The sequence below is a fragment of the Streptomyces sp. NPDC047042 genome (genome assembly GCF_040644035.1).
GTDB lineage: Bacteria > Actinomycetota > Actinomycetes > Streptomycetales > Streptomycetaceae > Streptomyces.
The window spans coordinates 13,327-36,540 of sequence record NZ_JBEYVP010000032.1 but is presented as its reverse complement, the minus strand read 5'-3'; the positions used below and the strand labels follow the sequence as shown (position 1 = coordinate 36,540).

General features: G+C 70.0%; 20 protein-coding genes and 1 riboswitch. Of the genes, 14 read left to right on the top strand and 6 right to left on the bottom strand.

The window, feature by feature from the left end:
* Positions 1-198: 198 nt before the first annotated feature.
* From ABZ855_RS32845 to ABZ855_RS32835, 3 genes are all read right to left on the bottom strand, one after another.
* Entirely contained in the window at positions 199-1,260 is a 1,062-nt protein-coding gene (locus ABZ855_RS32845) for an LLM class flavin-dependent oxidoreductase (protein WP_360813124.1), read from the bottom strand.
* Positions 1,260-1,793, bottom strand: a complete 534-nt coding sequence (locus ABZ855_RS32840) for an SRPBCC family protein (protein WP_360813259.1) — start codon at positions 1,791-1,793, stop codon at positions 1,260-1,262. Before ABZ855_RS32840 ends, ABZ855_RS32845 begins: the two co-directional genes overlap by 1 nt.
* A 110-nt stretch (positions 1,794-1,903) precedes the next feature.
* The gene (locus ABZ855_RS32835; RefSeq protein ID WP_360813122.1) at positions 1,904-2,401 is read right to left on the bottom strand and encodes a helix-turn-helix domain-containing protein; all 498 of its coding nucleotides are present in this window, start codon (positions 2,399-2,401) and stop codon (positions 1,904-1,906) included.
* A 106-nt stretch (positions 2,402-2,507) separates the two neighbouring features.
* Here ABZ855_RS32835 and ABZ855_RS32830 point away from each other — a divergent pair, with 106 nt between their 5' ends.
* Complete coding sequence (locus ABZ855_RS32830) at positions 2,508-3,419, top strand: SDR family oxidoreductase (RefSeq protein WP_360813120.1); 912 nt, start codon at positions 2,508-2,510, stop codon at positions 3,417-3,419.
* 18 nt (positions 3,420-3,437) lie between these two features.
* Here ABZ855_RS32830 and ABZ855_RS32825 read toward each other — a convergent pair whose 3' ends face one another.
* Positions 3,438-4,121 carry a TetR/AcrR family transcriptional regulator gene (locus tag ABZ855_RS32825; RefSeq protein ID WP_360813118.1) on the bottom strand — a complete coding sequence of 228 codons (684 nt, stop codon included), beginning with the start codon at positions 4,119-4,121 and terminating at the stop codon, positions 3,438-3,440.
* Positions 4,122-4,386: 265 nt separating this feature from the next.
* On the opposite strand from ABZ855_RS32825, the gene ABZ855_RS32820 reads away from it, so the two are divergent.
* The 3 genes from ABZ855_RS32820 (at position 4,387) to ABZ855_RS32810 (ending at position 7,834) form a co-directional block, all read left to right on the top strand.
* Positions 4,387-5,355: an enoyl-CoA hydratase/isomerase family protein gene (locus ABZ855_RS32820; RefSeq protein ID WP_360813116.1), complete on the top strand. Its 969-nt coding sequence runs from the start codon at positions 4,387-4,389 to the stop codon at positions 5,353-5,355.
* 5 nt (positions 5,356-5,360) lie between these two features.
* Positions 5,361-6,284 carry an alpha/beta fold hydrolase gene (locus tag ABZ855_RS32815; RefSeq protein ID WP_360813114.1) on the top strand — a complete coding sequence of 308 codons (924 nt, stop codon included), beginning with the start codon at positions 5,361-5,363 and terminating at the stop codon, positions 6,282-6,284.
* A gap of 92 nt (positions 6,285-6,376) precedes the next feature.
* Positions 6,377-7,834, top strand: coding sequence for an AMP-binding protein (locus ABZ855_RS32810; RefSeq protein ID WP_360813112.1), 1,458 nt, complete (start codon positions 6,377-6,379; stop codon positions 7,832-7,834).
* A 45-nt stretch (positions 7,835-7,879) separates the two neighbouring features.
* On the opposite strand, the gene ABZ855_RS32805 is transcribed toward ABZ855_RS32810, so the two are convergent.
* Positions 7,880-8,389, bottom strand: a complete 510-nt coding sequence (locus ABZ855_RS32805) for a helix-turn-helix domain-containing protein (RefSeq protein WP_360813258.1) — start codon at positions 8,387-8,389, stop codon at positions 7,880-7,882.
* 107 nt (positions 8,390-8,496) lie between these two features.
* On the opposite strand from ABZ855_RS32805, the gene ABZ855_RS32800 reads away from it, so the two are divergent.
* The 6 genes from ABZ855_RS32800 to ABZ855_RS32775 all read left to right on the top strand — a co-directional run bounded on the left by ABZ855_RS32800 (position 8,497) and on the right by ABZ855_RS32775 (position 16,507).
* On the top strand, positions 8,497-9,510 hold the full coding sequence (locus ABZ855_RS32800; RefSeq protein ID WP_360813110.1) for an NADP-dependent oxidoreductase: 1,014 nt from the start codon (positions 8,497-8,499) through the stop codon (positions 9,508-9,510).
* 279 nt (positions 9,511-9,789) lie between these two features.
* A riboswitch (SAM riboswitch) is annotated at positions 9,790-9,904 on the top strand.
* Between the two features lie 358 nt (positions 9,905-10,262).
* Positions 10,263-11,882 carry an ABC transporter substrate-binding protein gene (locus tag ABZ855_RS32795; RefSeq protein ID WP_360813108.1) on the top strand — a complete coding sequence of 540 codons (1,620 nt, stop codon included), beginning with the start codon at positions 10,263-10,265 and terminating at the stop codon, positions 11,880-11,882.
* Positions 11,883-11,885: 3 nt separating this feature from the next.
* The gene (locus ABZ855_RS32790) at positions 11,886-12,845 is read left to right on the top strand and encodes an ABC transporter permease (protein WP_360813106.1); all 960 of its coding nucleotides are present in this window, start codon (positions 11,886-11,888) and stop codon (positions 12,843-12,845) included.
* Positions 12,842-13,768, top strand: coding sequence for an ABC transporter permease (locus ABZ855_RS32785; RefSeq protein ID WP_360813104.1), 927 nt, complete (start codon positions 12,842-12,844; stop codon positions 13,766-13,768). Before ABZ855_RS32790 ends, ABZ855_RS32785 begins: the two co-directional genes overlap by 4 nt.
* Positions 13,765-15,459, top strand: a complete 1,695-nt coding sequence (locus ABZ855_RS32780) for an ABC transporter ATP-binding protein (RefSeq protein WP_360813102.1) — start codon at positions 13,765-13,767, stop codon at positions 15,457-15,459. The genes ABZ855_RS32785 and ABZ855_RS32780 overlap by 4 nt, the downstream gene beginning before the upstream one ends.
* Before the next feature lie 7 nt (positions 15,460-15,466).
* The gene (locus ABZ855_RS32775) at positions 15,467-16,507 is read left to right on the top strand and encodes an LLM class flavin-dependent oxidoreductase (RefSeq protein ID WP_360813100.1); all 1,041 of its coding nucleotides are present in this window, start codon (positions 15,467-15,469) and stop codon (positions 16,505-16,507) included.
* 183 nt (positions 16,508-16,690) lie between these two features.
* Here ABZ855_RS32775 and ABZ855_RS32770 read toward each other — a convergent pair whose 3' ends face one another.
* Positions 16,691-17,701, bottom strand: a complete 1,011-nt coding sequence (locus ABZ855_RS32770) for an enoyl-CoA hydratase/isomerase family protein (RefSeq protein ID WP_360813098.1) — start codon at positions 17,699-17,701, stop codon at positions 16,691-16,693.
* Between ABZ855_RS32770 and ABZ855_RS32765 the strand changes: the two genes are divergently transcribed.
* The 4 genes from ABZ855_RS32765 (at position 17,700) to ABZ855_RS32750 (ending at position 23,191) form a co-directional block, all read left to right on the top strand.
* Positions 17,700-17,849, top strand: coding sequence for a hypothetical protein (locus ABZ855_RS32765; RefSeq protein ID WP_360813097.1), 150 nt, complete (start codon positions 17,700-17,702; stop codon positions 17,847-17,849). The two genes, ABZ855_RS32770 and ABZ855_RS32765, sit on opposite strands and share 2 nt — an antisense overlap.
* Before the next feature lie 99 nt (positions 17,850-17,948).
* Positions 17,949-18,860 (top strand): alpha/beta hydrolase, encoded by a 912-nt coding sequence (locus ABZ855_RS32760; protein WP_360813095.1) that lies wholly within the window; start codon positions 17,949-17,951, stop codon positions 18,858-18,860.
* A 161-nt stretch (positions 18,861-19,021) separates the two neighbouring features.
* Complete coding sequence (locus tag ABZ855_RS32755) at positions 19,022-20,911, top strand: propionyl-CoA synthetase (RefSeq protein WP_360813093.1); 1,890 nt, start codon at positions 19,022-19,024, stop codon at positions 20,909-20,911.
* Positions 20,912-21,064: 153 nt separating this feature from the next.
* Positions 21,065-23,191, top strand: a complete 2,127-nt coding sequence (locus tag ABZ855_RS32750; protein WP_360813091.1) for a SpoIIE family protein phosphatase — start codon at positions 21,065-21,067, stop codon at positions 23,189-23,191.
* The last annotated feature ends 23 nt before the right edge of the window (positions 23,192-23,214 follow it).

The window sequence follows — 23,214 nt, the reverse complement described above, 5'->3', positions numbered from 1 at the left end:
CCCGGCTGGGCCGTTCACCTCGGAACTACGGCCACTCCCTACCGCACAGCGAGGACGCCCTGACCGACCTTCCGTCCCATCACCCTGCCGATGTCGGGCCTGGCGGCCGAGGCCGGCGGCAGCGTCCGCGGCTGAGCCCGCCCGGGCGCGGTCGACCGCCCCCAGCTGGGCCGTTCGCCTCGGGCCTACGGCCGTTCCCTACCGCGCAGCCTCGTCCTCGATGTCCCGGACCAGGTCGATCGCCCGGCCCAGAGTGGTGAGTCTGGCGTCGAGGGTTTCGCCTGCGGGATAGAAGCGAACAGTGTCGACACCGACGTCACGCCACACGCGCAGCCGCTCGCGCACCATGTCCTCGGTTCCGATCAGCGTGGTCGCCAGCACCATCTCGTCGGTGACCAGTCCGGCCGCGCCGTCCCGGTCCCCGGCCTGCCAGCGGGTCCGGACCTCGGCGGCCACCTCGGCCCAACCCTGGCGGCTGTAGGCGCTGTTGTAGAAGTTGGTGGTCGCCGAGCCCATGCCGCCGAGGCTGAAGGCCAGCTCCTTCTTGCGTCCGGCCACCATCGCGCGCAGCGCGTCCTCGTCGTCCGCGAAGGCGACCTCGGCGCCCTGGCAGACGTCCAGGTCGGACCGCTTACGACCCGCGTCGGCCAGGCCTCGGTCCAGGTGGTCGAAGTACGCCTCCTTGGCGCCCTCGGGTACGAAACTGGTGCCGAGCCAGCCGTCGGCGATCTCGCCCGTCAGGTGCAGCATCTTCGGCGAGAGGGTGGCCAGGTAGACGGGGATGTCGTACTCGGCACGCATGGACAGGCGCATGGGTCTGGCGTCGCCGCCCGGCAGCGGGATGCGGAACTCTCGCCCGGCATGGGCGACCTTCTCCCCTGTGGCGGCCTGTCGCACGATCTCGACGGTCTCGCGCATCCGGGACAGCGGCCGGTCGAACGGCACGCCGTGCAGGCCCTCGATCACCTGTGGCCCGGACGGGCCGAGCCCGAGGAGGAAGCGACCCTGAGAGATCTGCGACAGCGTGATCGCGGCGCGGGCGATGGCCATCGGCGTGCGCGTGCCGAGCTGGATGATTCCCGAGCCGAGAAGCATGCGCTCGGTTTTCGCGGCGAAGTAGCCCAGGGGCGAGGGCGCCTCGGAGCCCCACGCCTCCGCCACCCAGCAGATGTCCAGCCCGAGCCGCTCCGCCTCGGTGACGTAGTCGACGATCTCCCGCCAGTCGCCCCCGGAGGCCTCGATCGTGGTGGAGGTACGCATCACAGGCTCGCCTCGCCGGGGGTCCGGTCGCTCTCGGCCAGCTTCTTGAACCCTTCGAGGGTGATGGTCATGTTTGCCTCGAACTCCCGCATGCGCACGAAGACGATCTTCTGTTCCTTCTCCGGCATACGGTCGATGGCGAAGGAAAGACCTGAACGGCCCGGTCCCATCTGCATCCACTCCCGCAGCAGAGTGCCCCCGTCCTGCGGCTCCAGCGTGAACCGCCAGACCGCCGTCGGGTGCTGGGGATCCTCGACCGCCCAGGCGAGTCTCCTCGGCGGCTCGTACTCGACGATGTGGGACGTGGTCGACCACTCACCGAACGCGTCGTGCTTGCTCCGGCCGACGAACCGGGCCCCGAGGGCAGGGCCGCTGCCGCCGTCCAGCCATTCGACGGACCGCAGCTCGGAGCTCATGCGCGGCATCAGCTCGATGTCGGACACCAGCTTCCACACCTGGGCCGGCGCGGCGGCGATCCAGGTGTGGACCTCGGCCGTCGGCGTGTCCGCATAGCGCGCGCCCGTCCACTCCATGATTCCACCGCTCCAGTCCGCGAAGAACAACCGCCTGAGCATCCGACCAGTAAAGTTGCGTAGATGGACTCACCTGTCAAGGGTGCCCGCGACCGCCCGGCGCAACCGGATCAGCCCGCGAACCGCTCCCGCACATCCGGCCGTTGGGCCAGCTGAGGCGGATATCCGGGGCCCATGACGGAACGGGTGTTGTCCGCGTCCATGGGTTCGCCACAGGCGGCGCACACCACCTCGGCATGGGTCTCCTGGCCGCACACCTCGTGACGCGTCGCCACCGGCGGACCCGCTTCACCCGCCAGCCAGCGGTCTCCCCATCGGTTCATCACCAGGAGCACGCCGAAGAAGTCGCGGCCCTTCTCGGTGAGCAGGTAGTCGTGGCGAACCGGCTCCGTCTGGTACGGCCGCTTCTCCAGCAGCCCTTCCTCCACCAGCCGGCGCAGCCGGTCCGTCAGCGTGTTGCGGGCGATCCCGAGCGACTCCTGGAACGCGTCGAACCGCTGGATCCCGTAGAACGCCTCTCGTAGTACCAGCGGCGTCCACCAGTCCCCGAGCAGGTCCATGGTCCGCGCGATCGAGCAGGGCCACTGCGCAAAGGATGTCCGCCTCATGACAGGCAGCATAGGTTCGCCGAGTCGCGAGCCCCAGCGGACGGTACGGACAACGGGCGGTGCGCGGAGTCTTGTGCTCGCTCTATAACGAAGTTATGTTGCGGCCATGAAACGTGACCTGCTGGGCAGAAAACTGGTTGTCACCGGAGCGGCACGCGGCATCGGCGAGAAGGTGGCCCGACTGGCCGCAGCCCGCGGTGCTGTCGTCACCGTCATAGGCCTCGAACCCGATCGGCTCCGCTCCCTCGCCAAGGACCTGGGCCCCACCGCCGCGTGGCGCGAGGCCGACGTACGCGACGGCGCCGCTCTACAGACGGCGATCGACGAGGCGGCCGACATCATGGGCGGTATCGATCTCGTGGTCGCCAACGCGGGTGTCGTGGCGTACGGGACCGTACGGCAGACCGACGAGGCCGCGTTCGAACGGGTCATGGACATCAACCTGAACGGCGTGTTCCGCACCCTGAAGTACGCGACGCCTCACCTCGAGCGCAGCCGGGGACACGTGCTCGTCGTGGCGTCCGCGCTGTCGTTCACGCCGCTGGCCGCGATGGCCTCGTACGGCGCGAGCAAGGCCGCGGCCGAGATGCTCGCCCTGACCTACCGTCAGGAGGTGGCGCATCTCGGGATCACGGCCGGCCTCGTGCACCCTTCCTGGATCAACACGGATCTCGTCCGGGGCGCCGAGGCGGACCTTCCCTCGTTCGCGGACCTGCGCCGGCGGCTGCCCTATCCGGGCAACGTGACCACGAGCCCCGACCGGGCGGCTGCCGCGATCGTGGACGGGCTGGTGCACCGGCGCAGCCGCGTGTACGTCCCGCGTGCGGTCGTCGTGGCCAACTGGGCCAAGGCGGCGCTGAATTCACCGATGGCCTGGCCCTGGACGAGGCGTTTCGCGGCCCGCGCGGTTCCGTCGCTCGAGCGGGAGGTGACGGCCCTGGGGAGGCATGGCCAACTCACACCGGGGACCAACACCCCGGCCACGGAGCCCGGGTCGTCCAAGCCGCGCACCAGGTAGCACCAACCGCCCGTCCTCTCACCCGCCTTGGACGATCGAGTCGTACAGGCGCGTACCGGCTTCGTGCGAGGCCTCGGCTCGTCCCCGTTCGTCACCCAGCCCGACTGCGAAGTTGACGCCCATGGTCCGGAGCACCTGGGCCACGGCGTCGTCGAACTCGACGAAATGGTCAGCGAGTTCAAGGGTGACGTAGCCGTGCACGAAGCTCCACAGCTGGGCGGCGACGACCTCGGTTTCCCGCCTCTGGACCCGGCCGGAGTCCATGAGCCGTTCGCACGCCGCGACGACATGCGCGTAGGCGTCCCGGAAGGCCGGGGAACGTCCGCTCAGGCGAAGGTTCGTATCCGACACGGGCCGATAGGTCGCCCTCGTGGACAGTCCGAACATCAGGTCGTAGAGGTGCGGGTTCTCGCGGGCCAGCCGGCGAGAGGTCAGGGCCATGACGAAGAGATCGGCGACCGGGTCGTCCGTCACCGGCACCTGGGCGAAGGCCCGGCCGAGTTCCTTGAATCCATGGTCGGCGACCGCGCTCATCAGCTCCGGGATCCCGCCGAAGTGGCTGTAGACCACCATCGTCGACAGTCCGCTCGCGGAAGCCACCGTGCGCACCTTCAGGGCCGACGGCCCCTGCTCGGCCAGCAGACCGACGGCCGCCTGCACAAGTCGTTCCGGCGCGTCATCGACTCTTGCCCGCCTTGCCATGTCTCGTACGCCTCCACCGTTGACACGCCGGTAATAACTTGGTTATCTGAATCTTCACGGCAATAGTACACATCGCAGGTGACGTGTACTCCCGGATGCCCGCGTCCGTCCTCGGACCCGTCATCACGCGCCGGACCAGTCTCTCGCCGCCGGTGCGGACAGAGCCCATCGGGGCGCACCCGGCCCCAGCACCGCGACGCGTCACGCGTTCGCGGCTCTCCCCTCGCAATTTCCACCCCATGAACTCAGCACGGGAGCAGAATTCATGACGTACAAAGACAACGGCCAACTGGTGATCGAAGATCGCGGGGCCGTCCTGGTGGTCCGGGTCGACGGGGGCCCGCATCAGGTGTTCGGCCTCAACATCGCCCAGCAGCTGGACAAACTGGTCACCCGGGTCGACCGCGATCCGAAGATCCGCGCCGTCGTCTTCACCGGGGCGCACCCCGAGCGGTTCGTCAGCCATGCCGCGGTGCGATGGCTGCAGCAAGGGGGTGCCGAGAGCCCCACGGTCGGGCGCCGCGGTGCCGCCGCCGTCGTACGCATGGCGAAGCACGTGGACCGGTCCCGCCTTCTGGGGCCGCTGCTGCGCAGGACCCCGATGCGGGGCGCCCTCCAGCTCGAGCATCTGCACCGGACCTTCCTGCGGATGAACGCCAGCGGTGCTCTCTTCGTCGCCGCCCTCAACGGTTCGGCTCTCGGTCTCGGTGCCGAGTTCGCCTGGGCTTGCGATCTGCGCGTCATGGCCGACGGGGACTTCTTCATCGGCCAGCCGGAGATCCTCCTCGGGATCATCCCGGGTGGCGGCGGCACCCAGCGGCTGACGCGCCTGATCGGCACGCACCGGTCCCTGGCCGCGATCCTCGAAGGCAAGCCGTTCACGCCCGCGGAGGCTCTGGCCAACGGGGCGGTCGACCAGGTCGTACCGCAGGACAAGGTGGTCGCGCAGGCGGTCGAACTCGCGGAACGTTTCGGCAAGCGTTCGAAGGGGTCGGTCGCGGCCGCCAAGCGATCGGTGTACTTCGGCGGCTCGATGTCGCTGGAGGACGGCCTGCACGTCGAACGCGCGGAGTTCTTCGTCAGGGTCATGTCCAAGGAGGGTCAGGAACTGATGCGGGACTACATGGAGACGACCGACGCCACGGGCGAACTCCCGCTCTACGAACCCGACACCTACGCGCGGTCACTCGCGACGGGGAGCGTGCCCGGCCGCCGCTCGACGAACGGACGGTGAACCCGATGACCACTCCTTTGCCCTTCACCCGTCGGGACATCACGTTCCGGTCCGGCGACAGCAACTGTGCCGGCTGGCTCTACCTCCCCACGGGCGTCACCTCCCCGCCCGTCGTCGTCCTCGGCCACGGTCTCGGCGCGGTCCGCGAAATGCGCCTGGACGCCTTCGCCGAGCGTTTCGCACAGGCCGGCATAGCCGCCGTCGCCTTCACCTACCGGCACTTCGGCGACAGCGGCGGCCACCCCCGCCAGCTCCTGTCGATCAAGCGTCAGCTCGCCGACTGGGATGCCGCCCTCGACTACGTCAAGGGCCGCCCCGACCTCGACCGCACCCGCGTCGCCGTGTGGGGCAGCTCCTTCGGCGGCGGCCACGCCATCACCGTCGCCTCCCGCCATCCGGAGCTGAGCGCGGCCGTGGCCCAGTGCCCGTTCACCGACGGTCTCGCCTCCGCGCTCGCGCTCGGTCCGCTCGCCTCGCTCAGGATGATGCCCGTGGTCGCCCGGGATCTGGCCGCCGCGGTGCGCGGCAAGGCGCCCGCACTGGTTCCCATCGCCGCCGCGCCCGGCACGCCGGCCCTCATGAACGCCGCGGACGCCCTGCCCGGCTACCAGGCGCTGCAGCCGCCCGGCACGACGTTCCGCAACGAGGTGGCGGCGCGGGTGATCCCGACCATCGCGCGCTACCGGCCCGGGCGTGCGGCGAAGAAGGTCGCCATGCCGATCCTGTTCTGCGTCAGCGACACCGACTCGGTCACGCCCCCCGCCCAGACCCTGCGGTACGCGGCCACCGCTCCCCAGGGGGAGATCAAGCGGTACGACGCCGGTCACTTCGACTTCTACACCGGTGAGACCTTCGAGACGCTGGTACGGGACCAGACCGAGTTCCTCGTCCGTCAACTGCGCCCGGCTCCCGCCGTGTCGACGCCCTGACTCCTTGACTCGCCGGCTTCTCGACTCCCTGACTTCTTGCCTTCCTGACTCCTTGCGGGGTCGCACCACCCCGAGACAGGTACAGCCTCGCCATGAACTTCGCTTCTCTGCCCGACCGCCGCGCCGAGCTCGACCCTCATGGGGCCGCGGTATCGGACAGGCACCAGTCCCTCACCAACGCGCAGTTGCTGAGCCGCGTCCGGACGACGGCTCGTCAGCTGCACGGCCTCGGCATCGGTCCCGGTGACGTCGTCGCCCTGAAGCTGACCAACCGGGTCGAGTTCGTACTCCTGATGTTCGCCGCCTGGCGGCTCGGTGCCACCATCACCCCCGTCAACCCGAGCATGACCGACTTCGAAGTGGACCGGCAGCTCAAGGACTGCGGTGCGCGCCTGCTGGTCGTCGAGGACGGTGCGGCCGTCGCGCCGGACGGCGTGGCCCTGCTCGCCGTCGGCGACCTGCACGAGGAGGAGGCGGGGTCGGAGCAGCCGCCGTATACGGACTTGTCCGCGCTGGCCCTCCTCATCTACACCAGCGGCACCACCGGTGTGCCCAAGGGCGTGATGCTCGACCACGCCAACATCGACGCCATGGCGGAGATGGGGCGCCTGTCGCTGAGCGTCGGACCGACCGACCGATGCCTGCTGATCCTGCCGCTCTTCCACGTCAACGGCATCGTGGTCAGCATCCTCGTACCGCTGCTGGCCGGCGCGAGCGTCGTCATCGCCGACCGGTTCAGCCCCCAGACGTTCTTCGACGTCGTCGAGCGCGAACGCCCCACCTTCTTCAGTGCCGTGCCGACGATCTACGGCATGCTCGCGGCGCTCCCGGACGAGCTCCGCCCCGACACCTCGTCCCTGCGCTTCGGCGTCTGCGGGGCGGCGCCCGCCTCCGCCGAACTGCTGACCCGGTTCGAGGCCCGGTACGGGTTCCCGCTCGTCGAGGGGTACGGCCTGTCCGAGGGAACCTGCGGCTCCACCATCAACCCCGTCGACGGTCCCCGGCGCGCCGGAACGGTGGGGCTCCCCTTCCCCGGCCAGGAGATCCGGATCGTCGATGCCGAAGGTGGCGAGGTGGCACCCGGTGGTGACGGTGAGGTCCTCGTACGCGGGGCCAATGTCATGCGTGGCTATCTGGGGCGTCCCGAGGAGACGGCGAAGGTCGTCGTGGACGGCTGGCTGCACACGGGCGACATCGGCCACCTCGACGAGGACGGCTATCTGACCCTGGTCGGGCGTTCGAAGGACATGATCATCCGGGGTGGGGAGAACATCTACCCCAAGGAGATCGAGGACGTGCTGGCGGGCGACCCGTCGGTGCTCGAGGCCGCCGTGATCGGCGTACCCGACGAGAAGTGGGGCGAGGTGGTCGTCGCCTACGTCCAGCCGCGACCGGACCTGAGCGTCGATGCGGCGGCGCTGGAAGTCCTCTGCGCGCGCAGCCTCACCGGCTACAAGCGCCCGACGACATTCTTCGTGGTGGACGCCATCCCCAAGAACGCGGTCGGCAAGATCGACAAGAACTCGCTGCGGGCCAACCACCCCGCATAGGCTGCCGGGCGCCGGCTGCTCACACCAGCCGGCGCCGCGCCGGGCTCACTCGGCGGGCCGCAGACGAAAAGCGGGGCCGGGGATGCTCTCGATGTCCTCCGGCTGTACGACGTGGCCCTGGTCGCAGCGGATCTGGGCGTCCACGTGCGCGCCGCAGCCACGGTGCCTCGACAGCATGGCCGGACCCTCGGGGTCGGCTCGGTAGCGGTCGCCCCACTGCAGGAGCCCCATCACGGCCGGGACCAGGTCCACGCCCTTGGGCGTGATCACGTACTTCGGCCGGCTCCGCGAGCCCGGCTCCTTGTAGGTCTCGGTGGCCAGGATGCCTTCCTCGACGAGCATCCTCAGCCGGGCCGCGAGAAGGTTGCGAGGACAGCCCAGGACCCGTTCGAAGTCACCGAAGCGGGAGGAGCCGTACCAGACCTCGCGCAGGATCAGGATCGTCCACTTCTCCCCCACGACCTCGAGGGTCCGGGCGATCGAGCAGTTCGACGTGTCACGGTCGAGACGGGGGTCCCGGCCGGCGTTCTGAAGGGTTTCGGTCCGTGCATCCATCATGCAGTGATACTAACCTCTCCTGAGTTTACTTTTCCATACTCAGCAAGTAGCGTCGCGGCCAGCACCTCAAACCCCCGAGACCCGCACACCGGAAGGCGCCCGTCATGAAGGCATTCGTCGTCGAGAAGTACGGCAAGGACGGCGTACGCGCCGCAGACGTACCCGAGCCCACCGTCGGAGACCGCGACGTCCTGGTCAGAGTGAGCGCCGCGAGCATCAACCCGCTGGACAAGATGGTCCGCAACGGGGACTTCAAGCAGCTCCTGAAGTACAAGACCCCGTTCCCCCTCGGCCACGACGTGGCCGGCGTGGTGACGCGGGTCGGCTCCGCCGTACACGGCATCCAGGTCGGTGACGAGGTCTACGCCCGTCCGCGCGACCTGCGGGTAGGGAGCTTCGCGGAGTTCATCGCGATCGACGTCGACGATGTCGCCCCCAAGCCGGCGTCCCTCACCCTCGAAGAGGCCGCCGCCGTGCCGCTGGTGGCGCTGGCCGCCTGGCAGGTTCTCGTCGAGCGCGCCCATGTGACGCCGGGGCAGAAGGTACTCGTCCACGCCGGTGCCGGTGGCCTCGGGTCGACGGTCGTCCAGCTCGCCAAGCACCTCGGGGCCACCGTGGCGACCACCACGAACACCGAGACCGAGGAGCTGGTCAGGAGCCTCGGCGCCGATGTCGTCGTCGACTACACCAAGGAGGACTTCTCCAAGGTGCTCTCCGGCTACGACCTGGTGCTGGACGCCGCGGGCGGGGCGAACCTCGAGAAGTCGCTGACCGTGCTGAAGCCCGGCGGCCTCGCCGTCAGTGTCGTCGGCCCGCCCGACGCCGCGTTCGCCAAGCAGCTCGGCGCGCCCTCCTTCATGGGCCTGGTCATGAACACCCTCAGCCGCAAGATCCGCAAGCAGGCCAGGGCGCTGGGAGTGCGCTACGAGTTCTTCTTCATGCGGGCCAGCGGCTCCCAGCTGCGCAAACTGGGCGCGCTGTACGACAGCGGGAAGCTCCGCCCGGTCATCGACAGCACCTTCCCGTTCGACCAGACGCTCGAAGCGATGGCGCATGTCGAGCAGGGGCGCACCAAGGCGGGCAAGGTCGTGGTCTCGATGGCGCTGGGCAACGACTGAGACGCATCGGCGGCTCCACACCCAACCGAGCGGAACGGGGTTGATCGAGGACCCGGTCACCGCGCTCGCCGAGCAGCGGGTCGTGGTCCCGGGCATCCGCGCCCTCGACGTCGTGATCCCCTCCCAGGCCCCCTCGCCCTCCCAGGCCGGCCTCGCCGAACTCCTCCCGGGATCACGACAGTTCGTGAGCCGGCCCCGCAGGCGTGCCGGGGATCGGTCCGTCTCAGGCCCTGGATCCGCCATTGACGTACGACGAGAGTGCTCCGTACGATCACCAACGGCATTGAGTGTCAGCGTCAAGCCCTGGCTCGCTGACCGGCAACCCTCCCGCGCGGTGGGGTGCTCCAGGTGAAAGCCCGGCGAGGATCGCCGATGATCCCCGCAAGCGCGTGGCCCCGTGACCGGGGCCTGGGACGGGGGAGGAGCGGTATGCGGCACGCCAGTGACCCCAGTGCCTCCTTCGCCGTCGCCACGGTGTTCTCGCGGCTCGCGCGCCGACGCCACATCGATCTGAAGCGCTCGACCAGCTGCCTCTGTCAGGCCTGACGGTTCCACCTCGCCGTCGGCCGCGGTTCGGCATGCGCCGGTCGTCACCGCGCTCTCTCGTGGCTGACTCCGCTTCCCCCTGATCCTTGTCGCACAGCGCTCCCCCGCCACCGGTGTCGCACCGGCCGGGGCCGCACACCCACGCACGGCTGTGTGCCTCGTACGGCACCTCCATGCCTGGTGACACGAGTAGGAGAACCCTCCGCGTGACAACACTTCCGGTTTTCAGATCCCCCCGATGGGCAGCCCTGACCGCCCTCCTCACCAGCAGTGTTCTGCTGACCGCCTGCGGGTCGGGCGCCGAGGGCTCCGGCGCCGGCAGCGCTCGGCCGCAGTCCGGTGGCACCCTGACCTTCGCGGTGGGTTCGGACGCCGGCTGCGTCGATCCGCAGCAGGTCGCCAGCAACGAGACCATCTACTCGGTACGCCAGATCGTGGATTCCCTGACGGACCAGGACCCCGACACCGGCAAGATCGTGCCGTGGCTGGCGAAGAGCTGGGAGATCAGCTCCGACGCCAGGACGTTCACGTTCCATCTGCGGCCGGGGGTCACCTTCAGCGACGGGTCGAAGCTGACCGCGCAGGTGGTCAAGGACAACTTCGACGCGGTGCCGGATCTCGGCGCGCTCGGCACCCTGGCCGAGGGCTACCTGAGCGGCGTCAAGAGCACCACCGCGATCGACCCGCTCACGGTGAGAGTGACCTTCGAACAGCCCAACGCCCAGTTCCTGCAGGCCACTTCGACGCACTCCCTGGGCATCGAGTCGTCGGCGAGCGTGAAGAGGACCCCGCAGCAGAAGTGCAGCGAAGGGGTGATCGGGTCCGGGCCGTTCGTGCTCAAGCAGTACGTGCAGAACCAGTCGGTGACCCTGGCCAGGCGCAGCGGATACGACTGGGGTTCCTCCCTGTGGGCCAAGAAGGGGGAGGCGTACCTGGACAAGCTGGTGTTCAAGGTGGTGCCCGAGGCGGGTGTGCGCGCCGGCAGTCTGCAGTCCGGCCAGGTGGACGCCATCGCCAGCGTCGGCAGGGCCAACGAGGCGGCGCTCAAGGGTGGTCAGGTCGCCCTCCTGCGGCGGGCCAACCCCGGTGTGGTGTTCGGTCTGGGGCTCAACAACTCGCGTCCCGTCCTGAAGGACGCGAAGGTGCGCCAGGCGATCCTGTTCGCCGTCGACCGGCAGCAGATCGCCGACGCCGTGTTCCCGACCGGTACCCGGGCGGCGAGCAGCATCCTCGCGCACACCACGCCCGACTACACCAGTCTCGCCCAGGACCTCGCCTTCGACGCGGCCAAGTCGAAGTCCCTGCTGGACGAGGCGGGTTGGAAGCCCGGCGCCGACGGCATCCGCGCGAAGGACGGCAAGAAGCTTGCCCTGACCATCACCTGGATACCCAACGCGGCCACCAACCAGCCCGCGCTGGAACTCGTCCAGCAGCAGCTCAAGGACGTCGGCATCCAGGTCACCCTCAAGCAGGTCCAGGTCACCCAGCTGGCGCCGGCGCTCCAGGCGGGCGACTACGACGCGGCCTGGGGGAACATCACCCGCGCGGACCCGGACATCCTGCGCAGCTCCTTCTCCACGAAGCTGGCCAACTTCTATCGCGTCCCGGCCGGTGACCTGGACACGGCACTGTCCGCGCAGGCGGCGACCACGGACACGGCCAAGCGCAAGCAACTGGTCGGCGAGGCACAGCAGTTGATCGTGCGAAATGCCTACTACGCACCCGTTGTGGAGCTCCAGTCCCAGCTCGGCGTCACAAACAAGGTGCACGGACTGAACTTCGACGCCTCCAGCCGGATCCAGCTGCACGACACCTGGATCGGCTAGCCCGTGCGCCGCTATGTGATCAAGCGGCTCGCGCAGGCGGTCGGGGTGCTGTGGGCGGCCTACACGGTCTCGTTCCTGGTCCTTGACCATCTCCCGGGCGACCCGGTGACGGCGATGGCCAGTGCCGGGATGGACTCGGGGCAGGTCGACCCGAAGCAACTGGCCGCGCTGCGCCACGAGTACGGCTTCGACAAGCCGGTGCTGGTGCAGTACGCCGAGTACCTCGGCCGGGCGGTGCGCGGCGACTTCGGCGACTCGGTGTCCACGGGCCGCCCGGTCGCCTCGACGCTGGCCGACGCGCTGCCGCAGACCCTCCAGTTGACCGGTGCGGCCCTGCTGCTCGCGGTGATTCTCGGCGGGGGCCTGGCCGTGGCGGCCACCTACACCTCCCGGCGCTGGCTGCGGCAGGTGCTGCTGTCGCTGCCTCCGCTGGGGGTGTCCGTCCCGACCTTCTGGGTCGGCCTGCTGCTCGTCGAGGTGTTCTCGTTCCGGCTGCGCTGGTTCCCGGCGTTCGGCAACGACGGCCTGAGGGGGCTGGTGCTGCCGGCCCTGACGCTGGCGATCCCGACGGGTGCCCAGGTCGCCCAGGTGCTCGCCAAGAGTCTGCTCACCGCGCTGGACCAGGCGTATGTGGAGACCGCGCGGGCCAAGGGCGCCGGGCGGTGGCGGGTCCATCTGCGGCACGCGCTGCGCAACGCGTCCCTGCCCGCGCTGACGGTCGTCGGTCTGCTGGTGGGCCAGCTGATCGCCGGCTCCGTGGTGATCGAGACGGTGTTCTCCCGCGACGGTCTCGGCCGGGTGACCGCTGCCGCGGTCACCGTCCAGGACATCCCGGTGGTGCAGGGGGTGGTGACCTTCGGTGCGCTGATCTTCGTGACCACCAACCTGGTCGTCGATCTGGTCTACCCGCTCCTCGACCCGCGGATCGTGGTGGCTTCTGAGAGAAGGGCGAGCTTCGCATGAGCCAGACCTTTGTCGACGACCCGGCCGAGGCCGCCCTCGGTGTCGCCGGCCCGCTCGCCCCGGAGCCGCCCGAGCACGGGAGTGCGCGCCGGGTCGACGTGCGGCGGGTGCTGCGGTTCGTGCTGCGCCGCCCCGGTCTCCTGCTGTCGGTCGCCGTCCTCTTGCTGGTGGTGCTCGCCTCCTTCTGGCCTGACCTGTTCACCTCGCAGGACCCGCTGAAGGGGGTGCCGTCGCAGAACTTTCGCGACCCGAGCGGCGCACACTGGTTCGGCACCGACGAGTTGGGGCGCGATGTGTTCTCTCGGGTGGTGCACGGTGCCCAACTGTCCCTGAAGGCAACGCTGATCGCGGTGCTGGTGGCGTTCGTGGTCGGCGGCCTGCTCGGTGTGGTCGCCGGGTTCGTGGGCCGCTGGGTGGACGACGTGCTGATGCGCTTCGTCGACGTCCTGCTGGCCATCCCCGCGCTTTTCCTGTCCCTGGCCCTGGTCACCGCGCTCGGCTACGGCACGGTCAAGGTGGCGGTCGCCGTCGGCATCGCCAGCGTCGCCGCGTTCGCCCGGGTGGCGCGCTCGGAGGTGCTCCGGGTGCGGCAGGCGGTGTTCGTGGAGGCGTCCCGGACGAGTGGGGCCCGCTGGTACTCGGTCCTCGGCCGGCATGTACTGCCGAATGCCGCGGGCCCGGTGATCGTCCTTGCCACCCTCGACTTCGGCTCCTCCATCCTGGCCGTGTCGGCCCTGAGCTTCCTCGGCTACGGCGCTCCCCCGCCGGCCCCGGAGTGGGGCACGTTGATCTCCGACGGCCGCAACTACCTCGCCAACGCCTGGTGGTTGACCGCGTTGCCCGGGCTGGCGATCGCCGCGACCGTGCTGGCGACCAACCGCATCGCCCGCGCGCTGGACGGCGAATGGTCCCGGCAGCGATGACCGACGAACGTGAGAACGGTGAGACCGGTGAGAACGGTGACGACGTGAGCACACCCCTGCTGGAGATACGCGGCCTGTCCGTGTCGTACCGCACCCGGGGCGGCACGGTTCCGGCCGTTCAGGGCGTCGACCTGGACGTGTGGCCGGGGCAGGTGACCGCCGTGGTGGGCGAGTCCGGCTCCGGGAAGAGCACCACCGCCCACGCCATCACCCGGCTTCTGCCGGGCAATGGTCGCATCGACGCGGGCCGGGTCCGCTTCGGCCGGCACGACCTGGCCACGCTGTCGGAGGCTGAGCTGCGCACCGTACGTGGAGCGCGGATCGGGCTGGTGCCGCAGGACCCGTCGGTCTCCCTCAACCCGGTCAAGCGGATCGGCGACCAGGTCGCCGAGGTGCTGCGCATCCACGGCCTGGCGACCCGCCGCTCGGCGCCCGCCGAGGCCGTCGCCGTCCTTGACCGGGCCGGACTGCCGGACGCCGCCGTACGGGCCCGCCAGTATCCGCACGAACTCTCCGGCGGCATGCGGCAACGCGCCCTGATCGCCATCGCCATAGCGGCGAAGCCCGAGCTGATCATCGCCGACGAGCCCACGAGCGCGCTCGATGTCACCGTCCAGCGGGTCATCCTGGACCATCTCCAGCGCCTCACCGAGGAGTCGGGCACCGCGGTCCTGCTGGTGACCCACGATCTGGGGGTCGCCGCCGACCGTTCCCAGCGCCTGGTGGTCATGTCGCGGGGCAGGGTGGTGGAGGCGGGCCCGACCCATGAGGTTCTCGCCGACCCGCAGCACGAGTACACCCGCCAACTCCTGGCCGCCGCACCCAGCTTGACGACCACGAGGCCCGCCGCGCACGTCGCAGCGCACAAATCCGAGGCGACGCCCCTCGTCGAAGTGCGCAACCTGGTGAAGGAGTTCAGACTGCCCCGCGCCGGGGACGGCCCCCGGACCCTGCGCGCGGTGGACGACGTCAGCTTCACGCTCCACCGCGGCCGGACCCTCGCCCTGGTCGGCGAGTCCGGCTCGGGCAAGTCCACCACCGCCCGGCTGACACTGCGCCTCACCGATGCCACGGCAGGAAAGGTCCTGTTCGACGGCACCGACGTCACCACCGCGCGGGGCGCCGAGGCCCGGAGCCTGCGCCGTCGGGCCCAGCTCGTCTACCAGAACCCGTACGCGTCCCTCGACCCGCGCTTCTCCATCGGCGAGGTCATCACCGAGCCGCTGCGCGCCTTCAGGATCGGCGACCGGGCCTCCCGGCTCGACCGGGCACGCGAGCTGCTCGACCGGGTGGCGCTGCCCGCCGCCACACTGGAACGCCGGCCGGCGGAGCTGTCGGGCGGGCAGCGGCAGCGCGTGGCGATCGCCCGCGCGCTCGCCCTCTCCCCCGACCTGGTGGTGTGCGACGAGCCGGTTTCCGCGCTCGACGTCTCGGTACAGGCCCAAGTGCTGGACCTGCTCGCCGAGTTGCAGTCCGACACGGGAGTGGCGTACCTGTTCATCTCGCACGATCTGGCCGTCGTCCGGCAGATCGCGCACGAGGTGGCGGTGATGCGGGCCGGCCGGATCGTCGAGACCGGGCCGCCGGAGGAGCTGTTCACCCGGCCCCGCCACGCTTACACCCGCGAGCTGCTGGCCGCGATCCCCGGTGGCCGTGTCTCTTCCCAGGTCGCCGGGTCCACCACGAGCTGAGGGCGATATGAGCACTCCGACCATCACTTCCCTGGCCTTTCTGACCCCGGGCAACTTCGCCGACGACGACCCCGGCACCGGACTGGCGGAGACACTCCAACTCTTCGAGTACGGCGAGCGGTTGGGCTTCGACGGCGCCTGGATCCGGCAGCGCCACCTCGAGCACGGCGTCGGTTCGGCCGCCGTGTTCCTCGCCGCGGCCGGCCAGCGCACCGAGCGGATCGAACTGGGCACCGCGGTCATCCCCATCGGCTACGAGAACCCCTTCCGCCTCGCCGAGGACCTGGCGTTGGCCGACGTACTGTCCCGGGGGCGGCTCCAGATCGGCTTCAGCACCGGCATGCCGCACGCCGACCTGCTCGGCGACCTCGTGCACGACGGGAACTGGCGCGACTTCGACCTGTCGTACGGCAGGATCGCCCGGGTCCTCGACCACCTGCGCGGCGGCTACCTCGGCGGCCCGGACACGGTGATCCACTCGCCGGGCAACGTCCAGCGCCCGCGTCTGCAGCCGCACAGCCCCGGTCTGGCGGACCGTATCTGGTACGGCGGCGGCAGCCTGCGCTCGTCCCGCTGGGCCGCCGAGCACGGCCTGGGCCTGCTGACCGGGAACATCGTGACCGGCGAGGGCACCGACGACTTCGCCACGGCCCAGCTGAACCTGCTGACCGAGTACCGCCGCGCGCTCCCCGAGAGCCGTGAGACGCGGGTGGCGCTCGGCCGGGTCGTCGTCCCGTTCGACAGCGCGGACGCGTCCGGCCGGGCCCGCTATCGCGCCTACACGGCGAGCCGCCACGAACGGACCCTGGCGCCACAGGGTCCGAAACGCACCCTGTTCGCACCCGACGTGGTCGGCACCGCCGAGCAGATCCTCGAACAGCTGACAGCCGACCCGGTCCTCGCGCAGGTGTCGGAGCTGCGCCTGGAGCTGCCGTACGAGTTCCACCGCGAGGAGTACGAACAGATCCTGCACGACGTACGGCACCTGATCGCACCGGAGCTGGGCTGGCGCCCCGCCTCGCTGACGGCGGAGGGGTCGCTTCGATGAGGCCCGCTGCGCGACTGGAGGTGCATTCCCGGGAGCCGTTCGCCGCCGGCCGCACTTCGCGGGCACGGGCGTCTACGAGCTGATCACCACCGGCCGGCATCAATCGGGCATGGGGACCCAACCCACCCTCGGGTCTCCCTCGCCCGAGAGTCCAAGCAGCCCCCGGCCGCCGTACGGACATGCTCAGGCCGGCAGTGTTCGTCCCGCGAACGACGTCCCTTGCCAGTGGGGCGTGCGGTCCTTGTCCACCAGGGCCGCTCGGACGCCCTCCAGGAAGTCCGGTGTACGGATGGTCGTGCGGGTGAGGGCCAGCTCGGCGGCCAGGCACTCGCGCAAGGTGCGCTGTCTGCCGCGGGCCAGCAGGGCGTGCGTGATCTCCAGGCTCTGTGGCGAGGCGGCCTCCAGAGCCGCCAACGCGCCTGCCGCCCAAGGGGTGTCGAGGTGGCGCAGGCGTTTCTCGATCTCGCCGAGGGTCGGCGCGCCGAACACCTGGTCCACGTCCGCGCGTACCGCCGCCAGCCCGCTCTCCGCCACCGGGGAACGGCCGGCGAGCCGGTTCAGGACGACGTCCACCGGGTCGCCGGGGTGGTCGGCGAGGGCGTCCGCGACCGTGTCGAGCGTGTCCGCGGGGACGAAGTGCGTGGCCAGCCCCGTGTACAGGGCGTCGGCCGCGTCGATGCGTTGCCCGGTCAGCCCCAGGTACATGCCGATCGCACCCGGCAGCCTCGGCAGGAAGTAACTGGCCCCGATGTCCGGGAAGAACCCGATGCCGGTCTCGGGCATCGCCAGCACCGCCCGTTCGGTGACGACACGGAAGCCCCCGTGGACGGACAGACCGAGACCTCCGCCCATGCACAGGCCGTCGATGAGCGACACGACCGGCACGGAGTACTCGGCGATCCGGGCGTTGAGCCGGTACTCGGTGGCGAAGAACCGTTCACTCGCCTCGGTATCCCCGGCGAGGCTGTGCTCGCGGATCGTGCGGATGTCCCCGCCCGCGCAGAACGCCTTCGCGCTGGTACTGGCGAGCACCACCGCGGACAACTGCGCGTGTTCCCACTTGGCGAGCACCCGGTCGATCTCGGCGACCATGCCCGTCGTCAGGGCGTTGAGCGCCTTGGGCCGGTTCAGCAGAACGCGGCCGACACCTCGTCGGACGTCGGTGAGAATCTCGTCCGCGGCGGAATCAGTCATGGGTCGTCTTCTCGTCGTACGCGTGGACGGTCATCGTGGGCACCTCAAGATCCTCGCACAGGGCGCGGAACGCCTCGCCCCCGCGCCCTCTCGCCGCCTCGCCGTCTCAGCTCCTCGTCACCTCATCGGCGACCCCGGTCGCATCTAAGTTTACTTTTCTATACTCAGCAAGTAGCGTCATGACCAGCACACAGACCCGGTTGCCGCGGGGACCCCGCACGGCGCCCGTCCGAGAAGGAGCACCACCATGGGAGTAAGCCCGGAGGCACACAAGTTCGCCGAGTTCCTCGCGAGTGTGAGCGCGAAGTCGTCGACACCCGGCCTCGATCTGGCCGTCATCCGCGACATCGTCGACTCGAACCACAAGGCGTCGACCGAGCCGGAAGGCGTCAGCTACGCCGAGGTCGACGCGAACGGCGTTCCTGCCCTGTGGGCCATCCCCGAGGGCGCCGCCCCCGACCGGGCACTGCTCCACTTCCACTTCGGCGGATCGGTCGCCGCCTCGATGCACTCCGACCGCAAGGCCGCGGGCCACATCGCGAAGGCGGCAGGCGTCCGCTCACTCGTGGTGGATTTCCGGCTGGCGCCCGAGCACCCCTACCCGGCGCAGCTCGACGACGCCGAGGCCGCCTACCGGTGGCTGCTGTCGCAGGGCTACGAGCCCCAGAACATCGGCAGCACCGGCCACTCGATCGGCGGCACCCTCGCGGTGATGCTGCCGCTGCGCCTGCTCGCCAAGGGTGAGGCCACGCCCGGCGCGATCGTCAGCGTCTCCCCCTGGACCGACCTCACGCTCCAGAACCCGGCCGTCGACGCCAACGAGACCAACGACAGGATGCTCAGCCGGGGCACCCTGGAGCTCTTCCGGGGCGCCTGGCTGCAGGACCCCGCCGTGGACTTCACCGACCCCCAAATCAGTCTCGTGAACGCCGACCTGACCGGCCTGCCGCCCACGCTCGTCTACTACGGCGAATACGAGACCCTGGCCGACGACGGCGCCCAGCTCGGCCGCCGCCTCGCGGACTTCAAGGTCACCAGCGAGACGCACGGCATGCCCGAAGGACAGCACTCGTTCATTCTGGGCGCCGGACGCGTACCCGAGGTGGACCAGGCCATCGGGCAGATGGGCGACTGGCTCCGCGAGCACCTCGGCGCGTGAGCGAAAACAGCGCCTGACGGCCGGGGCCGGCCTCGTCCCCGACCCCGGCCCCGGTAACCGGCAGCTGCTCGACCACGCCGCCGGCATGCGGTACTTGTTTCCGGCACGCTTTCGCACACCCGTCACACCACCCGTCCCTCGATGCCACAAAGGAGTGCGCGATGGGAACGTACGAGGATGTCTTCCGCGCCAGTACCGAGGACCCGGAGAGCTTCTGGCTCGAGGCCGCCGAGGGCATCGACTGGGATGTCACTCCGCGACGCGCCCTGGACTCCTCGGGTGCGCCCTTCTACCGCTGGTTTCCCGACGGACGCCTCAATGTATGCCACAACGCGCTCGACCGGCATGTCGAGACCGGCCGGGGCGAGCAGCCCGCGCTCGTCCACGACTCCCCCGTCACCGGCACCCGGCGCACCTACACCTACGCACAGTTGAGGGACGAGGTGGCGGCCTTCGCCGGGGCGCTCGCGCAGCTCGGCGTGGGGCACGGCGACCGGGTCGTCATCTACATGCCGATGGTTCCCGAAGCCGTGGTCGCGATGCTGGCCTGTGCGCGGATCGGCGCGGTGCACTCCGTCGTCTTCGGCGGGTTCGCGCCGCGCGAACTCGCCCTGCGCATCGACGACGCGGAGCCCAAGGTCGTGGTCTCCGCGTCCTGTGGCATCGAGGGCAAGCGCGTCATCGCGTACAAGCCCCTGCTCGATCAGGCGATCGAACTCGCGGCCCACAAGCCGCAGAAGAGTGTGATCCTGCAACGCCCCCAGGAGCGGGCCGAGTTGGGGCCCGACGATCTCGACTGGGCCGAACTGGTCGCCACCGCGACGCCGGCCGACTGCGTTCCCGTCGCCGCCACCGATCCGCTCTACATCCTCTACACGTCCGGAACCACCGGGAAACCCAAGGGAGTTGTCCGCGACTGCGGCGGCTACGCGGTCGCCCTGCACTGGTCGATGGGCGCCGTCTACGACGTGGGCCCGGGCGAGACGATGTTCACCGGCTCCGATGTCGGCTGGGTCGTCGGGCACTCGTACATCGTCTACGGGCCCCTGCTGGCCGGCGCCACGACCATCCTGTACGAGGGCAAACCGGTCGGCACCCCGGACGCGGGCCAGTTCTGGCGCGTGGCCGCCGAGCAGGGGGCCAAAACCATGTTCACCGCGCCCACCGCCTTCCGGGCCATCCGCAAGGAGGACCCGGAGGGGACACTCACCGCCGGTTACGACCTGACCGGCCTGCGTCACCTCTTCCTCGCCGGGGAGCGTCTCGACCCGGAGACCTACCACTGGGCGAGCGAGCTGCTGGGCATTCCGGTGATCGACCACTGGTGGCAGACCGAGACGGGCTGGCCCATCGTCGCCAACCCGGTCGGGATCGAGGCGGCCCCGGTCAAACCCGGCTCCCCCACCCGTCCGCTGCCGGGCTGGGACGTACGCGTCCTGGACTCCTCGGGCCGGCCGGTGCCCGCGGGCGTCGACGGTGCGATCGTCGTGAGGCTTCCCCTTCCGCCCGGCGCGCTCCCCACCCTCTGGAGGGACGACGAGCGCTATGTCGCGTCGTACCTCTCCGCCTATGACGGGTACTACCTCACCGGCGACAGCGGCCACATCGACGCCGACGGCTATGTCTTCGTCATGGGCCGCACCGACGACGTCATCAACGTCGCCGGGCACCGGCTGTCCACCGGCAGCATGGAGGAGGCTCTGGCCGCCCATCCCGATGTCGCCGAATGCGCCGTCATCGGCGTCGCGGACGCCTTGAAGGGTCAGGTGCCGCGCGGTTTCGTCGTTCTCAAGGCCGGCATCGACCGCGCACCGGGCGTGGTCGAGGCCGAACTCGTCCAGCTCGTACGCGAGCGGATCGGCGCCGTCGCCTCGCTCAAGGACGTCGCGGTCGTGGCCGCCCTGCCGAAGACCCGCTCGGGAAAGATCCTGCGCAAGACGATGCGCGGCATCGCAGACGGCCACGACGAGCCCATCCCCTCCACGGTGGACGACCCCGGCGTCATCGAGACCCTGCGCCCTGTCCTCCGCCGTACCGGGCACACCTCGTGAACCCCGGTTCCCGAACCTGAGCGAGCAGCCGCCTGCAGGGTGGTGTGCGGCAAGGCCGGTCGATCCGGTCAGCGGTACCTTGTGACTATGGGTACCGACGCCCATGCCTTCCTCAGCGATCTCGCTCGGGGCCTCGCACCCCGAGCAGATCAAATGACCGATGTGATTTTGCAGCATCTGCGCAGCGAGCTTCCCGACATGTGGAAGTACCCGGACCTCGCCGCGGTGGCGCCGGTGGCCCTGGCCGAACACCTCGAGGCCGGTCTGGATTTTTTCGAGCACGACCGGGACATGTGTGAGGTCAGGACGCCGCCCGCCGCCCTGGAGTTCGCCTGTCGGCTGGCTGAGCACGGGGTGCCGATCAGTCAACTCCTTCGCGTCTACCGGCTCGTCCACGCGGATTTCCTGGAGCAGCTCTATGCGGAGACCGTCCGCGTCGCACAGTCTCAGGACCTGATCCACGCGACGACACTCGCCGCGAGCGCGATCGCCTTCGAGTACGTCGATCGCATTTCGGAGCAGACGGTCGCCGCGTACCAGCGCCAGCGCGACCGCTGGCTGCAGCGGCGGCTGACCACGATCAACGAGGCCGGGACCCGGATCGGGACCACTCTCGACACCCACCGCACCGCGCAGGAGCTGGCGGACGTCGGCGCCGACCACCTCGCGGACCTCGTCTTCGTCGACCTCCTGCCCTTCGCCCTCCAGGAGGAGGGCACGTACTCGGCGGGCGGTCCCGCGACACTCTGCCGGATCGCCCAGGCGGCTTCGGACGGCTGCCTCGACCAGGCGGTGGTCACCGAGCGGCCGTACATCTACCCGGAAGGCTCGGAGCCGGCTCGCGTACTCGCCGACGGGCAGCCGCTGCGGATCCGTATCTCCGCCGACAACATCCCGCCCTGGCTGTCGTCATCGCCGGAGCACGCCCGCGCCCTGCGCGACCTGGGCCTGCACTCCTTGCTCCTGGTCCCGCTGTGGGCCCGCGGCAGCCCGCTGGGACTGGCACAGTTCGTCCGTCGCCAAACGGCGGAACCCTTCGACGACGACGAGATGCTGCTGGCCCAGGAGATCGTGTCCAGAGCGGCGGTGAACATCGACAACGCCCGCCGCTACACCCAGGAACGCTCCACCGCGCTCACCCTGCAGCACAGTCTGCTGCCGCGGCGCGTACCGGAGGAGACCGCCGTCGAGACCGCCTCGCGCTATCTGCCCAGCGGATCGAGGGCGGGCGTGGGAGGCGACTGGTTCGACGTGATCCCGCTCTCCGGGGCCCGCGTGGCGCTCGTCGTGGGCGACGTGATCGGTCATGGCCTGCATGCGGCGGCCACGATGGGCCGGCTGCGGACGGCCGTCCGCACCCTCGCGGACATCGACCTCACGCCCGACGAACTGCTGACCCACCTCGACGACGTGGTCATCCGGCTGCAGCGCGAGGAGGAAGAGGGCACGGACGAGATCAGCGCCACGTGCCTGTACGCGGTGTACGACCCTGTCTCCCGTATGTGCTCGCTGGCCAGCGCCGGACATCTTCCGCCGGCCGTGGTGAGTGCCCCGGGCTCGGGTGGCGTCGGGCCCGCCTCGCGCGCGGTCGGCTTCCCCGAACTGCCGATCGGCCCGCCCCTGGGCCTGGGCGGACTCCCTTTCGAAACGGCACAGTTCGAACTGCCACCAGACAGTCGGCTGGTCCTGTACACCGACGGACTCGTGCAGAGCCGCTCGCGTGACGTGGAGAGTGCCCTCACCCTGCTGTGCGACGTGCTCGCCCGGGCACCGGCATCCCTCGAGGAGACCTGCGACGAACTGCTGTCCGCCCTGCTGCCCAGCCGCCCCGCCGACGACGTCGCCCTCCTGGTGGCACAGACCGGGGCTCTCAACGCCGACCATGTCGCCACCTGGGACCTGCTCAGCGATCCGGCCGTCGTCTCCGCGGCCCGCCTCCACGCGTCCGATCAGCTGACCGCCTGGGGCCTGGAAGAACTGGCCTTCACCACCGAACTCGTGGTCAGCGAACTGGTGACCAACGCCATCCGCTACGGCAAGGGCCCCATCCAGCTGCGGATGATCCTTCAGTCGGCCCTGACCTGCGAGGTGTCCGACGCCAGCAGCACCGCCCCGCATCTGCGCCGCGCCCGCGTCTTCGACGAGGGCGGCCGCGGCCTGCTGCTCGTCGCCCAGCTCACCGAACGCTGGGGCACCCGGCACAACCGCGAGGGCAAGGTCATCTGGGCGGAGCAGCAGATCCCGGCCTCGCACGACGAGGCCTCAGCCGTTCTGGTGTGAGGTGGTGGCGGGCCCAGGTCCCC

Coding starts and splice junctions, on each gene's coding strand:
- ABZ855_RS32845 (WP_360813124.1), bottom strand. CDS start 1,260: ATGCGTACCTCCACCACGATCGAGGCCTCCGGGGGCGACTGGCGGGAG.
- ABZ855_RS32840 (WP_360813259.1), bottom strand. CDS start 1,793: ATGGAGTGGACGGGCGCGCGCTATGCGGACACGCCGACGGCCGAGGTC.
- ABZ855_RS32835 (WP_360813122.1), bottom strand. CDS start 2,401: ATGAGGCGGACATCCTTTGCGCAGTGGCCCTGCTCGATCGCGCGGACC.
- ABZ855_RS32830 (WP_360813120.1), top strand. CDS start 2,508: ATGAAACGTGACCTGCTGGGCAGAAAACTGGTTGTCACCGGAGCGGCA.
- ABZ855_RS32825 (WP_360813118.1), bottom strand. CDS start 4,121: ATGGCAAGGCGGGCAAGAGTCGATGACGCGCCGGAACGACTTGTGCAG.
- ABZ855_RS32820 (WP_360813116.1), top strand. CDS start 4,387: ATGACGTACAAAGACAACGGCCAACTGGTGATCGAAGATCGCGGGGCC.
- ABZ855_RS32815 (WP_360813114.1), top strand. CDS start 5,361: ATGACCACTCCTTTGCCCTTCACCCGTCGGGACATCACGTTCCGGTCC.
- ABZ855_RS32810 (WP_360813112.1), top strand. CDS start 6,377: ATGAACTTCGCTTCTCTGCCCGACCGCCGCGCCGAGCTCGACCCTCAT.
- ABZ855_RS32805 (WP_360813258.1), bottom strand. CDS start 8,389: ATGGATGCACGGACCGAAACCCTTCAGAACGCCGGCCGGGACCCCCGT.
- ABZ855_RS32800 (WP_360813110.1), top strand. CDS start 8,497: ATGAAGGCATTCGTCGTCGAGAAGTACGGCAAGGACGGCGTACGCGCC.
- ABZ855_RS32785 (WP_360813104.1), top strand. CDS start 12,842: ATGAGCCAGACCTTTGTCGACGACCCGGCCGAGGCCGCCCTCGGTGTC.
- ABZ855_RS32780 (WP_360813102.1), top strand. CDS start 13,765: ATGACCGACGAACGTGAGAACGGTGAGACCGGTGAGAACGGTGACGAC.
- ABZ855_RS32775 (WP_360813100.1), top strand. CDS start 15,467: ATGAGCACTCCGACCATCACTTCCCTGGCCTTTCTGACCCCGGGCAAC.
- ABZ855_RS32765 (WP_360813097.1), top strand. CDS start 17,700: ATGGGTCGTCTTCTCGTCGTACGCGTGGACGGTCATCGTGGGCACCTC.
- ABZ855_RS32770 (WP_360813098.1), bottom strand. CDS start 17,701: ATGACTGATTCCGCCGCGGACGAGATTCTCACCGACGTCCGACGAGGT.
- ABZ855_RS32760 (WP_360813095.1), top strand. CDS start 17,949: ATGGGAGTAAGCCCGGAGGCACACAAGTTCGCCGAGTTCCTCGCGAGT.
- ABZ855_RS32755 (WP_360813093.1), top strand. CDS start 19,022: ATGGGAACGTACGAGGATGTCTTCCGCGCCAGTACCGAGGACCCGGAG.
- ABZ855_RS32750 (WP_360813091.1), top strand. CDS start 21,065: ATGACCGATGTGATTTTGCAGCATCTGCGCAGCGAGCTTCCCGACATG.